Here is a 13,352-nt window from a genome sequence, read left to right on the forward strand (position 1 = left end):
TCTTACGCGACAAGCCCTTGATCTCAGTTGCGCCAACTGGCTTCAATTCCGGGCAACTACAGGGGGGAACTCATGGCCGGGCATTCGACCGAGCAGGCTGACGTCATTGTCGTCGGCGCAGGACTATCGGGACTGGTCGCGGCGACCGAAATTGCCGACGCCGGCAAGCGCGTGATCGTCGTCGACCAGGAAGGCGAGCAGTCGCTCGGTGGCCAGGCGTTCTGGTCGTTTGGCGGTTTGTTCCTGGTTGATTCGCCGGAGCAGCGCCGGCTCGGCATCAAGGACTCCTTCGACCTTGCGATGCAGGACTGGCTCGGCACCGCGGGCTTCGACCGTGACGAAGACCTATGGCCGCGCAAATGGGCCGAAGCCTATGTCGCGTTCGCGGCGGGCGAGAAGCGCGACTGGCTGCGCGCGATGGGTCACCGCATCTTCCCCGTAGTCGGCTGGGCCGAGCGCGGCGGCTATGACGCGATGGGTCACGGCAATTCAGTACCGCGCTTTCACGTCACCTGGGGCACCGGGCCCGGCATCGTCGAGCCGTTCGAGCGCCGCGCGCGCGAAGCCGCAAAGAGCGGCCGGCTGATCCTGAAATTCCGTCATCGCGTCGATGCGCTCTCCATCACCAACGGCGTGGTGGACGGCGTCAGCGGCGCCACGCTCGAGGCCACCAATGTCGAGCGCGGCAAGAGCTCGTCGCGCAATGTGGTCGGCGAGTTCGCATTCAAGGCGCAGGCCGTAATCGTCGCCTCGGGCGGCATCGGCGGCAACCACGATCTGGTGCGCGCGAACTGGCCGCAGCGGCTCGGCACGCCGCCGAAATTCATGATCTCCGGCGTGCCCGAACATGTCGACGGCCGCATGATCGGCATCACGGAAAGGGCCGGCGCGCGGCTGATCAACCGCGACCGCATGTGGCACTATGTCGAGGGCATCCAGAACTGGTCGCCGATCTGGCCGCGCCACGGCATCCGCATCCTGCCCGGCCCGTCCTCGATGTGGTTCGACGCAACAGGTACGCGGTTGCCGGCGCCGCTGTTCCCGGGCTCCGACACGCTCGGCCAGCTCAAATATATCATGTCGACCGGCCATGATTATTCCTGGTTCGTCCTGACGCAGGCCATCATCAAGAAGGAATTCGCGCTGTCGGGATCGGAGCAGAATCCCGATCTCACGGGCAAGAGCTGGCGCATGACCTTGCGCCGCGCCACCAACAAGGGCGCGCCGGCGCCGGTGGAGGCGTTCAAGAGCCATGGTGTCGACTTCATCGTGCGCGACAAGATCGAGGACCTCGTTGCGGCGATGAACAAGCTCGCCGGCAACGATCTGCTCAAGCTCGACGCGATCAAGATGCAGATCGAGGCGCGTGACCGCGAGATCGCCAATGCTTACGTCAAGGATGCGCAGGTGATGAACATCCACAATGCCAGGCGTTACATCGGCGACAGACTGATCCGCACCGCCTCGCCGCACCGCATCCTCGATCCCGCCCATGGGCCTCTGATCGCGGTCAAGCTCAACATCCTCACCCGCAAGACGCTGGGCGGGTTCGAGACTGATCTCGACTCGCGCGTGTTCGGCAGCGCGGGACAGATCATGCCAGGGCTTTATGCGGTCGGCGAAGCCGCGGGCTTTGGCGGCGGCGGCGTGCATGGCTATCGCTCGCTGGAGGGCACCTTCCTCGGCGGCTGCCTGTTCTCGGGCCGCAACGCAGGGCGCGCCGCGGCAAAGGCGGTGGGATAGACCATGCGGTGGTGGACCGGTTTTTCCATGTTCGCGGTGGCGCTGCTGGCCGCCGTGCCCGTTCACGCCGACAAGATCGACGTTGGCGGCACGGACCGCAGTTACATCGTGATGCGTTCGCCGAAGAAGCCCGCGCCCCTGGTCGTCGTGTTGCACGGCAAGACGCAGAGCGGCGCCGACATGGTGACGCGAACCGCGTGGCCGCTGGTCGCCAAGCGCGACGACTTTGCCGTGGTCTTCCCTGACGGCCTCAACCACGCCTGGGCCGATGCACGGCCCGACGAACGGCGCGCAGGCAACGGCCCACCCGAGGGCACCGACGATATCGCCTTCATCGCCGCGCTGGTGGACAAGCTCGTCAACGACGGCACGGCGGATGCGAAGCGCGTCTATGTCACTGGCATTTCCAATGGCGGCGCGATGGCCATGACGCTGCTGTGCAATCGTGCCGATCTGTTTGCAGCCGGCGCAAGCGTCATCATGAACCTGACCGATGAATTGGCCGCCGCATGCCATCCATCGCGGTCGCTGCCGATGCTGATGATGAACGGCACGGTCGATCCGCTGATCCCCTATGAGGGTGGCCGCGGCACCAGCTATTTCGCCGCCAACGGCTATTGGTCGACGGAAAAGACGCTGGCGTTCTGGCGCGGCCTCAATGGCTGCGCGGCGGCCGACGCCGCCGTCACCGAACTGCCCGACAAAAATCCCAGCGACCAGTCCACCGTGACGCAGATCGCCTCGCGCTGCCCGCCGGGACACGATGTCGCGCTCTATCGCGTCAACAATGGCGGCCATCGCATGCCCGGGATGTTTCCCGATGCCCGCTTCCCGAAACTTGCCGCCGCCCTGCTCGGCCCGCAGAATGGCGACATCGACGGCGCCGAGACGATCTGGGCGTTCTTCAGCCGGTTTCCGTGAGGCGCGCATGCATCGTCAGGATCGCATGCGTTGCCGGCAACGCATGCGTGCCCGGGGTGGCACAGCGAGGTGTGCTGCGCTAGACAGGGCCGCCATTCCCTTAAGGAGATCCCGCAAATGAGCATTCAGCGTTTTGAAACCGGCCCGCGCATGAGCCAGGTCGTCGTGCATGGCTACACCGTCTATCTCGCCGGCGTCGTCGCCAGCAACGCGGCCGGTGAAAGCGTGACCAAGCAGACCCAGGACATCCTGAAGACCATCGACGGCCATCTCGCCAAGGCCGGCACCGACAAGTCGAAGCTGCTGTCGGCCACGATCTACATCACCGACATGAAGACGTTCCAGGAAATGAACGCCGTGTGGGACGGCTGGGTCTCGCCCGGCAACACCCCGGCCCGTGCCACGGTCGAGGCCAAGCTGGCCGCGCCGCAATACACCGTCGAGATCATGGTGACCGCGGCGAAGTGATTTTTGCCGATTTCGCATGCGACAGGAGCGCGATGAAACCATCATCGCGCTCCATTTTTTTGCGAACACATGATCTGCGAGGTAATCGATCCTCGCGCGCGAACCTTCGATAGTCAGTTCAGCCGAACCACGGCGCCAACGAAGGAGAGCACCATGACCGACCATGTCACCATCGCCCGCCGCTACATCGATCTTTGGAACGAACGCGCGCAAAATCGCCGCAGCGAATTGCTGGGCGAGTTCTGGACGGCGGATGCGAGCTACGTCGATCCGCTGATGAAGGGCGACGGCCGCGACGGCATCGATGCGCTGATATCAGGCGTGCAGCAGCGCTTCCCGGACTTCAGGTTCAGCCTGATCGGCGAGCCCGACGGCTACGGCGACCACGTGCGCTTTTCATGGGGCCTCGGCCCCGATGGTGTCGACAGCCCGATCAAGGGGACTGATTTCGCCGTGCTGAAGGAGGGGCGGATCAGGAGCATCACGGGATTTCTGGATCAGGTGCCCGCGGGGGCGTGAGGGGGCGCTCATGACTGTGCCCTCTCCACTTGCGGGAGAGGGCAGCTCCGCTGGTAGACAGGGAGTCACTCGGGTGAGGGGTATCTCTCGGCACGCGAGTCTCGAGCCGAGTTCGCCGAAAGAACCCCTCATCCGGCGCTTCGCGCCACCTTCTCCCGCAAGGGGAGAAGGGACACCGAGTTCGCGACTCAGGCAGCCGGCAACCGATACGCCGCCTTTGCATTCACGGCAAACGCCTTGTCGCGCACGCTCGCACCTAACTTCGCCAGGCACGCCTCCAGCGCGCCCTTGATCTCGGCATAGCTCCCTGCGAGCAGACACACCGGCCAGTCCGAGCCGAAGATCAGGCGATCCTCGCCAAAGCAATTCGCAACGTGCTGGAGATACGGAAACAGCCGCTCCGCATCCCAATCGTTCCATTTCGCTTCGGTGGCGAGCCCTGACACCTTGCACCAGACATTGCCGCAGGCCGCGAGCGCTGCGATGCGATCGGACCATTCGGCGCTGCCGCCATCGGCGATCGGCGGCTTTGCGGCGTGGTCGAGCACGAAACGGCCCTGCGGAAAGGCTCTTGCGGTTGCGATGGCGGCGGGCAGCTCGCGGGTGCGGACGAGGAAATCGTAGGTGAGGTCACGGCCGAACAGTGCAGCCAGTCCGCGCTGAACGTCGGCGCGCAGCAGCCAGTCGGGATCGGCCTCGTCATGAACCTGGTGGCGGATGCCGACGAGCTTTGCCCCGCCCGGCAAGATGCGCAGACGATCGAGCGTGTCGCCGAGGGCGGCATCGGTCAAATCGGCCCAGCCGACGACGCCGATGACGGAGGGCGTGGCATGCGCGACTTGCAGGAACTCATCGGTCTCCTCGAGCGACGAGCGGCATTGCACCACGATGCTCGCGTCGATGCCGTTCGACTGCATCAGCGGGGCGAGATCGGCGGGACCGAAGGCGCGGCGGATCGGCGCAAGCTCAGGGGCCATCATCCAGGGGTAGTCGGCGCGCGCGGGATCCCAGAAGTGCTGGTGGGCGTCGATTGCCATGGCTCACGCTCCGCCCGGCAGCGGCGCCCGCGCATCGACGAGCTTTTTGGCGCGCAGCTCGTGCCAGAAGGCTTGCGGCACCGCGCGCTCCGACATCGCGATGTTGTCGGCGACCTCGGCAGCGTTGCGCGCCCCCGTCACCGCAACCGTGACGGCCGGATGCGCCATGCAGAACTGGAACGCTGCCGCCTTCAACTCGGTACCGTGCTTGCGGCAGAGCTGGTCGAGTTCGAGCGCGCGCGCAACGAGCGCGGCGTCGGCGTCCTCATAGTTGAACTTCGCACCGCTGTGCGGATCGGCCAGAATGCCGCTGTTGTAGATGCCGCCGAGCAGGATGCCGATGTTCTTCGTCGTGCAAACCGGAAACAGCGCATCCAGCGCACCCTGGTCGAGCAGCGTGTAGCGGCCGGCGAGCAGGAAGCAGTCGACCGGGACTGTTTCGGCGAAACGCGTGAGCATCTCGGATTGGTTCATGCCGGAACCGATCGCCTTGACAGTGCCGTCATCGCGCAGCCGCATCAGCGCACGGAAGGCGCCGTTGACGGCATCGTCATAATGATCATCGGGATCGTGTACGAGCAGCACATCGACGCGATCGAGCCCGAGGCGGTCGAGGCTGTCCTCCATCGAGCGCATCACCCCGTCATAGCTGAAGTCGAATCGCGGCCGCAGCGCGGGCGCGCCTTTGTAGTGATCGTCTTCGGTCGCATTGGTCTCGGGACGCAGCAACCGTCCGACCTTGGTCGAGATCGCGAACTCGTCGCGCTTCTGCTGCCGCAGGAAGGCACCCAGCCGACGCTCGGCGAGGCCAAATCCGTAAAGCGGTGCGGTGTCGAAGAAGCGGACACCGAGCGACCAGGCCTGCGCGATCGTGGCCTCCGCATCCTCATCGCTGACCGCCGAGAACAATCCGCCGAGCGGCGCTGTTCCAAGACCGATCGACGTGACGTCGAGATTAGCTAGCCGCGCTGTTCTCATCGTACTCACCTTGCGGGCTCTCCCACCCTCCCCTGGAGGGGGAGGGTCGATCGCGCGCAGCGCGAGCGGGGTGGGGTGATCTCTCCACCCGGGCAGTGTTCGACGCGGAGAGACTTTCACCCCACCCCGCTACGCATTTCGCTGCGCTACATGCGTAGCGACCCTCCCCCTCCAGGGGAGGGTAAGACGCATCACGCCCCCGGGTTCGCTACGCGAAGCCACCCTCTCCCACAAAGGGAGAGGGTGGTCGGGGCAGGAACGTTGGGCTGGTAACGTTCCTACTTCAACAGCTGAGCGACGTTGTCCTTCGTCACCAGATCGAGACCGGTGTAGATCACCTCCGGAACCTTCTGGCCCTTCTTGATCGCGAGCAACGTGTCCATCGACTTCTCGCCCATTTCGAACGGACGCTGACCGGTGAGCGCGTTGGAGTAGCCGTCGCGCAGCAGTTCGAGCTGCATCTTCAGCGTATCGGCGACGACAAGCGTGAACTTGCCGGCGTCGATGTCCTTCTTGTTCTTGTTGACGAAGGCCTTGTAGCCCTCAGGCGCGAACATCGGCCAGCCGCCGATCGGGACGATCGCGGCAAGGTCGGGCGTCGCGGTGCGCAGGTCCGCCATCTGCTGAACCGCAAGCGCGGAATCGTCGTTGCAGAAGGTCGGCGAGCCCTGGACCTCGACCCACTTGGAGCCCTTGAGCGCTTCGCGGACACCATCGACACGCTCGGCAAGGTTCTTCGCACCCGGCCCGCCGGAGACGATGGCATATTTGCCGCCCTCGGGCCGGAGCTGCAGCAATTGCTTGCCCAGCGCCAGGCCGAAGTCCTTGTTGTTGGTGCCGATATAGGCGAGCCGCTTGGAGCCCGGCGCATCCGCGTCAAACGTGATGACGGGGATGCCGGCTGCAGCCGCCGCGTCGATCGACTTGGTCATCGCCGCGACGTCCGCAACCGAGATGGCGAGCCCATCCACCTTCTGGGTGATGAAGTCCTGGATGATCTGCGCCTGCGTCGCCGGTTCGTGCTCGATCGGCCCCTTGTAGATGCACTCGACATTGCCGAGTTCCTTGGCGCGCTTCATGCAGCCGTCGCGGGCCACGTCGAAGAACGGATTGTTCATCGCCTTGGGAACGACGGCAAACTTGTAGGTCTGCGCAAACGCCGGTGTCGCCATCATCGCGATGGTCAAGCCGGCCAACAGAAACTTCTTCATTACTTTCCCTCCACACTGTGATGCCTATCCATTTGTGATGTGATGCTCCGGCAGGCGGATAGACGATCTTTCGTTGTCCTTCCGGAGTAACCCTCTGAAGCGCGATGCGCTTCGGTTCTTTGTTTGAGCATGATCTTGTCGGAAAACCGCTTCACACTTTGCGCTGGCGCGGCCCTCCGGGTCCGGATCATGCTTTAACTCATGCGCGAGCGGATGCGGTCGACCAGCACGGCAAGGATGATGATCACGCCCACCAGCGTCTGCTGCCAGTAGGAGTTGACCTGCGCGAGCACGAGGCCGTTGCGGATCACCTCCAGCAGCACGCAGCCGACGATGGCGCCGAGCGGACCGCCGAGTCCGCCGGCGAGGTTGGCGCCGCCGATGACCGCGGCGGCAATGACGTTGAGCTCGTAGGACGTCGCCATGTTGGCCGGCGCGGATCCCAGCCAGCCCGAGATGATGATTCCCTGCAGCCCGGCGGCGAGCGCGCAGATCACATAGACCTCGATCTTCACGCGGACGACCGGGATGCCGGTCAGTTCGGCCGCCTTCTCGTTGCCGCCGAGCGCGAAGACGTGGCGGCCGAAGCTGGTGTGATGCAGCACAACCGCCATGATGGCGGCAAGTATCACCAGATAGATGAAGGGCGCTGGCACGCCGAACACGTCGCCCGAGGTCAATGCGTAGAAATATTCGGCATCGGGGCCGCCCGGAAAGCTGCCGCGGCCGTTCGAGACGACATAAGCGAGCCCACGTACGATCGAGAGCATGCCGAGCGTGGTGACAAAGGGCGACAGCCCGAGCACCGCAATGCAGAAGCCGTTGACGAGCCCGACGACGAACGCGGTGAGCAGCCCTGCAAGCACCGAGATCACAAGAATCAATCCGGGCACGTTGGCGACGACCGTCTTGCCGTCGGCGGCCATATGCACGAAAGGCGATCCCGGCGCCGACAGCTCGACCATGACCATCGAGGTGATCATTGCGGAGAAACACATCATCGAGCCGACCGAGAGATCAATGCCGCCGGTGATGATGACGAAGGTGATTCCGAGCGTGGCAATGGCGATGAAGGAAAAGTTCTTCGCCACGTTCTGCATGTTGCCCTCGGTGAAGAAATAGGGGCTGGCAAAATGCATCACGACCATCAGCATCAGGAGTGCCGCCAGCACGTAGCCGGTCTGCGACGCGAAGATGCCGCGCCGCCACCATTTGACTTTGCTGACGTTCGAGAAATCGATCGGGGATTCCAAGGGCATGGCCATTATGCCGCCTCCTTCGCGCCGGTGATGAGGGCGGTCACTTCCTCGGGGGACGTTTCGTGGATCGGCTTGTCGGCCCGCTTCTCGCCGCGGCGCATGACGATGACGCGGTCGCACACCGCGAACACGTCGGGCATGCGGTGCGAAATCAGCATCACCGCAACGCCCTGCTCCTTCAGACGATGGATCAGGCTGAGGACCTGCTCGACCTGGCGCACGGAGATCGCGGCCGTCGGCTCGTCCATCATCACGAGCTTGGCGTTGGACAGTCGCGTGCGGGCGATCGCCACGGCCTGACGCTGGCCGCCCGACATCTGCTTGACCAGATCATGCGGCCGGGTCTCCGAGCGCAGCTCGCCGAACAGCTCCAGCGCGCGCGACGCCATGGCCTTGTGGTCGAGCAAGGCGATGGGTCCGAATTTGCGCTTCAGCTCGCGACCGAGAAACACGTTGGCTGCGGCGGTCAGATTGTCGGCGAGCGCGAGGTCCTGATAAACGACTTCGATCCCGACCGCGCGTGCGTCGATGGGCCGATTGAAATGGACCGCGTTGCCGTCGAAGCGGATTTCGCCATGGCTGGGGCGGAAATTGCCGGCGATGATCTTGACCAGCGTCGACTTGCCGGCGCCGTTGTCGCCCATCAGGCCGACCACTTCGCCCGGACGCACATGCATGTCGACGCCATGCAAGGCGCGGATCGCGCCGAACTCCTTGCCGATCCCCGTCAATTCCAGCACCGGCTGGTCGCTTGCAGAAGAGGTTGTCATGCTCGGCCTCGCTCAGACGTACCGGTTGACGAGAGATTCAAGATATTCCTGACGGCCCGACCGCGGCTGCGGATCGAAGCCGGGGGCAAGCGCACGATCAGAGAGATCGGCCAGCGAGCGCTTGCCTGCCATGATCGCCTGCCCCTCGCTGCTGTCCCATCCCGCATAGCGCTCGGTGACGGGCCCGGTCAGCGCCTCGGCGTCGAGCATGTCGACCGCGGCGAGCAGCGCCCGTGCACAGGCATCCATCGAACCGACATGGGCGTGGATGAGATCATCGGGGTCGATCGATTGACGCCTGATCTTGGCGTCGAAATTGAGACCGCCGGTGGTGAAGCCGCCTGCCTTGACCATATCGTGGAATACCAGTGCCAGTTCCGGCACGTTCATGGCGAACTGGTCGGTGTCCCAGCCAAGCAGATCATCGCCGCGGTTGATGTCGAGCGAGCCGAACACGCCGAGCGCCTGGGCCAGCGCGACCTCATGCTGGAACGAATGACCGGCGAGAATGGCATGGTTCTGCTCGATGTTGAGCTTGACGTCCTTGAGCAGGTCGTAGCGCTGCAGGAAACCGTAGCAGGTCGCGACGTCGAAATCATATTGATGCTTGGTCGGCTCCTTCGGCTTGGGCTCGATCAGGAGTGGTCCCTTGAAGCCGATCTTGTGCTTGTGCTCGACGACGAGCGAGACGAAGCGGCCGAGCTGGTCGAGCTCGCGCTTGAGATCGGTGTTGAGCAGGGTCTCGTAGCCCTCGCGGCCGCCCCACAGCACGTAGTTCTGCCCGCCGAGGCGGTTCGTCACCTCGAGCGCGGCGCGGACCTGGCCGGCGGCATAAGTGAAGATGTCAGGATCCGGATTGGTCGCAGCGCCTGCCATATAGCGGCGATGCGTGAACAAATTGGCGGTACCCCAGAGCAGCCGCACCTTCGCCGACGCCATCTTCTTCTCGAAGATGTCGCCGATCGCATTGAGGTTGGCGACGGATTCAGCGAGCGTCGCGCCTTCGGGCGCAGCATCGACATCGTGAAACGTGAAGAACGGCACGTCGAGCAGGCGGAACAGCTCGAAGGCAATGTCGGCCTTGGCACGCGCCATCGCCATGGCATCGGAGCCATGATGCCACGGGCGCAGGAACGTCTCCCCGCCGAAGGGATCGCCGCCGGGCCAGCAGAACGAATGCCAGTAGCAGACCGCAAAGCGCAGATGATCCTCGAGCCGCTTGCCGCGCACGACGCGGTCCTTGTCATACCAACGGAAGGCCAGCGGGTTTTTGGCGTCCTTGCCGCCATAGGCGACCGGGTCGGCTGCGCCGAAGAATTTGGGTAACGCGTTCACTGGGAAAACTCCTTCAGCGCGGGATAGAGCTTGCGCCACTGGTGATAGGCCTCGTCATAGGCCGCAGTGCGCGACGGGTCTGGTGTGAATGTCGCAAGGCGCCGCGGACGCGTGCAGACTTGCGCTGCATGTTCGCCGGTGACGGCGAGCCGGCCGAGCCGGGCGGCGCCGAGCGCGGCACCGACCTCGCCCTCCTCGACGCGGTGCACCGGAATGCCGAGCACGTCGGCGCAGATCTGCGCCCAGAGCGCCGAGCGCGAGCCGCCGCCGACAAGGTCGACTTCCGCGATGGCCGAGCTGGCACTGGCGAGTGCCGCAAGATTGTCGCGTGCGGCAAAGGCAACGCCTTCGAGCACGGCCTGCACCATCGCGTCGCGCCCGGTGGCGCCGCGCAGGCCGATGAAGGCGCCCGCCGCGGCCGCATCGTTGTGCGGCGTGCGCTCGCCGTCGAGATAGGGGAGAAATTTCACGGAGCTGGGTCCAGCCACGGTGTCGCCGAGCGGCGCGAGCAGCGCGGCGGCAGGCGTCGCCATCACGCCGGAGAGCCACGCCAGCGACGCGGCGGCCGAGAGCATCACGCCCATCTGATGCCAGAGGCCGGGCAGCGCATGACAGAAGGCGTGCACGGCCGAACTGGGGGCGGGGGCAAAATTGTCGGTGACGCGGAAGATGACGCCGGAGGTGCCGAGCGACAGGAAGGCATCGCCAGGCGCGATCGCCCCTAACCCGATCGCGCTCGCCGCGTTATCGCCGGCGCCGCCGGCTACGACCACGTTGTTCGCCATGCCCCAGCGTTGCGCGAACTCGCCCGCAAGCGTTGCGCTCGCATCGCTGCCCTCGACCAGGCGCGGCATGTGGTGCAGGTCGAGCCCGGTGGCGTGCAGCAGCAGCGCCGACCAGCGGCGCTGGCCGACGTCGAGCCAGAGCGTCCCGGCGGCATCGGACATGTCCTCGACCATCTCGCCGGTCAGGCGAAAGCGGACATAGGCTTTTGGCAGCAGCACCTTGGCGACGCGCTCAAAGACCTCGGGCTCATGCCTGGAGACCCAGAGCAGTTTTGGCGCCGTGAATCCCGGCATCGCGAGATTGCCGGCGATCGCATGCAGCGACGGGCATCGACGTTCGAGCCGCTCGCATTCGGCATGCGACCTGCCGTCGTTCCAGAGGATCGCCGGGCGCAGTGGGCGGCCGTCGTCGCCGAGCAGGGTCGCCCCGTGCATCTGGCCGGAGAGGCCGATGCCACGCACGCCGGCCACATCACGCGGATGCGAGGCCGCCAGATCATCGACGGCGCCGATGGCCGCCTCGACCCACGAATCCGGATCCTGCTCGGACCACAGCGGCTGGGGATGCGACAGCGCAAGCTCGCGCGCAGCCGTCGCGACCACCGCGCCAGCCTCGTTCACGAGCACCGCTTTCACACCGGAGGTGCCGATGTCTATTCCGAGATACAAGTCCGTCCTCCCCTTCCCTGTTGCAGTGCACGAACTGACGTCGCGCTTTCGGCAATCGGCCTCGATACAAAAAAGTAGCGCCGCGCCTTTCGGCTACGGCAGATTGTCCCGCATCAGGATGTCGATGCGGATCTTCTCCTGTTCGCTCAAGATCGGCTCGTTACGCGCCAGAGACAGCAGCACGCGCACGGCGGCGCGGGCCTCATGTCCCGGATTCTGCGAGATCGCGACATCCAGCGTTCCCTGCAGCAACAGTCTTCGCGTCATTGTCGTGAGATCGTGGGCGATGAAGACGATCTGCTTTTCGCGGCCGGCCTCGGTCAGGGCCTTGGCCACGCCTTGCGTGCCCGCGCCGACATTGTAGAGGCCGATGATGTCGGGATGCTTGCCGAGCAGCCGCGATATCAGCTGCTCGGAACGGTCGTCCTCGTCACGCCCCTCGAGCAGAGGCAGGATGTCGAGGTGAGAAAATTCCGACGCCATCACCTGATTGAAGCCGAAAATGCGCTCGGCATGGTCGCGCAGGCCCTGCGATCCCGCGATGATGCCGATCTTGCCGGACTTTTGGCCGACCAGCCGTCCGACCAGCGCACCCGCGGTGCGGCCCGCGGCGATGTTGTCGATGCCGACATAATGATGGCGGCGCGACGATGGCACATCCGAGACCAGCGTCACCACCTTGGTGCCGGCATCGACGAGATCGTTGATCGCCGCACGAACAGCGGGATGATCCAGCGCCACGACGGCAAGACCGTCATACTCGCCCGTGAGCGTCTCGAGCGATGCAGCAAGCACGGAGGGATCGAACACATCGGTATTGATCAGCTCGACGCTCAGACGGCGTGCGGAGAGCCAGGCCGACATTTCGCCGAGATAGGCCTCGATCTGCTGCATGAACGGGTTTGACCCCGTCGGCATCACGAAGGCGAATCGGCGGGCACGGCCGCGGGCGAGCTCGGCGGCCGCCACATGGGGCTGAAAGGCGTTGCGCGCGATGATCTCCTGGACGCGCCGGACCGTGTCCGGCCGCACGCCAGGGCGGTTGTGCAAGACGCGATCGACCGTAGCCAGGCTGACACCGGCCTCGCGGGCGATGTCTTTCAGCGTCAGCGCCGCGGAGGCGGTCAGACTTTCGGAAGTCTCTTGGGCCATGCCTGAAGGCTAGCAGAGGCGTTTTGAGGTACGCAACTCATTTTGAGGGATGGGGCAATCTTTTCGAGCGGCGGTTGCGCAGGCGCCTGGCCTAGCTGTTTGTTTTGAAGCGCTTCATTTGCGCACACCGGTATTCAGATCCTTCGAAAATGCCTCCTGACGCAGATCGCTGAGCAGTTCGGCCTCGAACCCAAGGCGAGGCGCGCCCCGGAGGAGGCCACCAAGCGTCGAACGCGTGCTCGACAGGATCGACAATACACATCACTGACAATGGCAGCCTATCAGGTCAGACCCCACTGCCAGGAACGGGGCTGTCGGCGTTAAGCTCCGGCCTTTTTCTGAGGACCTGCGGGCGTCGATGCAGGGGCCTTCGGCGCTTGCACCGGCGGCATCGCAATCTTCACCGGCTCAGGGGGAACGACGTTTCCCTTTCGCAGAGACTCCTGAGAACTGGTTGGTCTAGCGGGCTCAATGCTAGTTTGAATTCTCTTATCGATCATTGGAA

Annotated in this window: 12 protein-coding genes; 4 read left to right on the top strand and 8 right to left on the bottom strand. The window is 64.6% G+C overall.

What is annotated here, in order from left to right:
• Positions 1–72 precede the first annotated feature (72 nt).
• The 4 genes from JQ621_RS30890 (at position 73) to JQ621_RS30905 (ending at position 3,651) form a co-directional block, all read left to right on the top strand.
• Positions 73–1,743 (top strand): FAD-binding dehydrogenase, encoded by a 1,671-nt coding sequence (locus JQ621_RS30890; protein WP_212240627.1) that lies wholly within the window; start codon positions 73–75, stop codon positions 1,741–1,743.
• A 27-nt stretch (positions 1,744–1,770) separates the two neighbouring features.
• A complete protein-coding gene (locus tag JQ621_RS30895) occupies positions 1,771–2,664 on the top strand; it encodes a CE1 family esterase (RefSeq protein WP_249125681.1) in 894 nt (297 codons plus the stop codon).
• Positions 2,665–2,781: 117 nt separating this feature from the next.
• On the top strand, positions 2,782–3,132 hold the full coding sequence (locus JQ621_RS30900; RefSeq protein ID WP_212240629.1) for a RidA family protein: 351 nt from the start codon (positions 2,782–2,784) through the stop codon (positions 3,130–3,132).
• A 153-nt stretch (positions 3,133–3,285) separates the two neighbouring features.
• Positions 3,286–3,651 carry a nuclear transport factor 2 family protein gene (locus tag JQ621_RS30905; RefSeq protein WP_212240630.1) on the top strand — a complete coding sequence of 122 codons (366 nt, stop codon included), beginning with the start codon at positions 3,286–3,288 and terminating at the stop codon, positions 3,649–3,651.
• Positions 3,652–3,839: 188 nt separating this feature from the next.
• Here the strand turns inward: JQ621_RS30905 and JQ621_RS30910 are convergent, their stop codons facing one another.
• The 8 genes from JQ621_RS30910 to JQ621_RS30945 all read right to left on the bottom strand — a co-directional run bounded on the left by JQ621_RS30910 (position 3,840) and on the right by JQ621_RS30945 (position 12,847).
• Positions 3,840–4,688, bottom strand: a complete 849-nt coding sequence (locus tag JQ621_RS30910) for an amidohydrolase family protein (protein WP_212240631.1) — start codon at positions 4,686–4,688, stop codon at positions 3,840–3,842.
• 3 nt (positions 4,689–4,691) lie between these two features.
• Positions 4,692–5,666, bottom strand: coding sequence for an aldo/keto reductase (locus tag JQ621_RS30915; RefSeq protein WP_212240632.1), 975 nt, complete (start codon positions 5,664–5,666; stop codon positions 4,692–4,694).
• A gap of 278 nt (positions 5,667–5,944) precedes the next feature.
• Positions 5,945–6,877, bottom strand: a complete 933-nt coding sequence (locus JQ621_RS30920; RefSeq protein ID WP_212240633.1) for a sugar-binding protein — start codon at positions 6,875–6,877, stop codon at positions 5,945–5,947.
• Positions 6,878–7,071: 194 nt separating this feature from the next.
• Positions 7,072–8,142: an ABC transporter permease gene (locus tag JQ621_RS30925; protein WP_212240634.1), complete on the bottom strand. Its 1,071-nt coding sequence runs from the start codon at positions 8,140–8,142 to the stop codon at positions 7,072–7,074.
• Entirely contained in the window at positions 8,142–8,906 is a 765-nt protein-coding gene (locus tag JQ621_RS30930) for an ATP-binding cassette domain-containing protein (protein ID WP_212240636.1), read from the bottom strand. Before JQ621_RS30930 ends, JQ621_RS30925 begins: the two co-directional genes overlap by 1 nt.
• 12 nt (positions 8,907–8,918) lie before the next feature.
• Entirely contained in the window at positions 8,919–10,241 is a 1,323-nt protein-coding gene (gene xylA, locus JQ621_RS30935) for a xylose isomerase (protein ID WP_212240637.1), read from the bottom strand.
• Positions 10,238–11,695, bottom strand: coding sequence for a xylulokinase (gene xylB / locus JQ621_RS30940; RefSeq protein WP_212240640.1), 1,458 nt, complete (start codon positions 11,693–11,695; stop codon positions 10,238–10,240). Before xylB ends, xylA begins: the two co-directional genes overlap by 4 nt.
• A 93-nt stretch (positions 11,696–11,788) precedes the next feature.
• Complete coding sequence (locus JQ621_RS30945) at positions 11,789–12,847, bottom strand: LacI family DNA-binding transcriptional regulator (RefSeq protein ID WP_212240642.1); 1,059 nt, start codon at positions 12,845–12,847, stop codon at positions 11,789–11,791.
• Between the last annotated feature and the right edge of the window lie 505 nt (positions 12,848–13,352).

The sequence above is a fragment of the Bradyrhizobium manausense genome, from assembly GCF_018129685.1.
GTDB lineage: Bacteria > Pseudomonadota > Alphaproteobacteria > Rhizobiales > Xanthobacteraceae > Bradyrhizobium > Bradyrhizobium manausense_D.

Excerpts from the sequence above, each read along its gene's own strand:
- JQ621_RS30890 (WP_212240627.1), top strand. The coding sequence starts at position 73 with ATGGCCGGGCATTCGACCGAGCAGGCTGACGTCATTGTCGTCGGCGCA.
- JQ621_RS30895 (WP_249125681.1), top strand. The coding sequence starts at position 1,771 with ATGTTCGCGGTGGCGCTGCTGGCCGCCGTGCCCGTTCACGCCGACAAG.
- JQ621_RS30900 (WP_212240629.1), top strand. The coding sequence starts at position 2,782 with ATGAGCATTCAGCGTTTTGAAACCGGCCCGCGCATGAGCCAGGTCGTC.
- JQ621_RS30905 (WP_212240630.1), top strand. The coding sequence starts at position 3,286 with ATGACCGACCATGTCACCATCGCCCGCCGCTACATCGATCTTTGGAAC.
- JQ621_RS30910 (WP_212240631.1), bottom strand. The coding sequence starts at position 4,688 with ATGGCAATCGACGCCCACCAGCACTTCTGGGATCCCGCGCGCGCCGAC.
- JQ621_RS30915 (WP_212240632.1), bottom strand. The coding sequence starts at position 5,666 with ATGAGAACAGCGCGGCTAGCTAATCTCGACGTCACGTCGATCGGTCTT.
- JQ621_RS30920 (WP_212240633.1), bottom strand. The coding sequence starts at position 6,877 with ATGAAGAAGTTTCTGTTGGCCGGCTTGACCATCGCGATGATGGCGACA.
- JQ621_RS30925 (WP_212240634.1), bottom strand. The coding sequence starts at position 8,142 with ATGGCCATGCCCTTGGAATCCCCGATCGATTTCTCGAACGTCAGCAAA.
- JQ621_RS30930 (WP_212240636.1), bottom strand. The coding sequence starts at position 8,906 with ATGACAACCTCTTCTGCAAGCGACCAGCCGGTGCTGGAATTGACGGGG.
- JQ621_RS30945 (WP_212240642.1), bottom strand. The coding sequence starts at position 12,847 with ATGGCCCAAGAGACTTCCGAAAGTCTGACCGCCTCCGCGGCGCTGACG.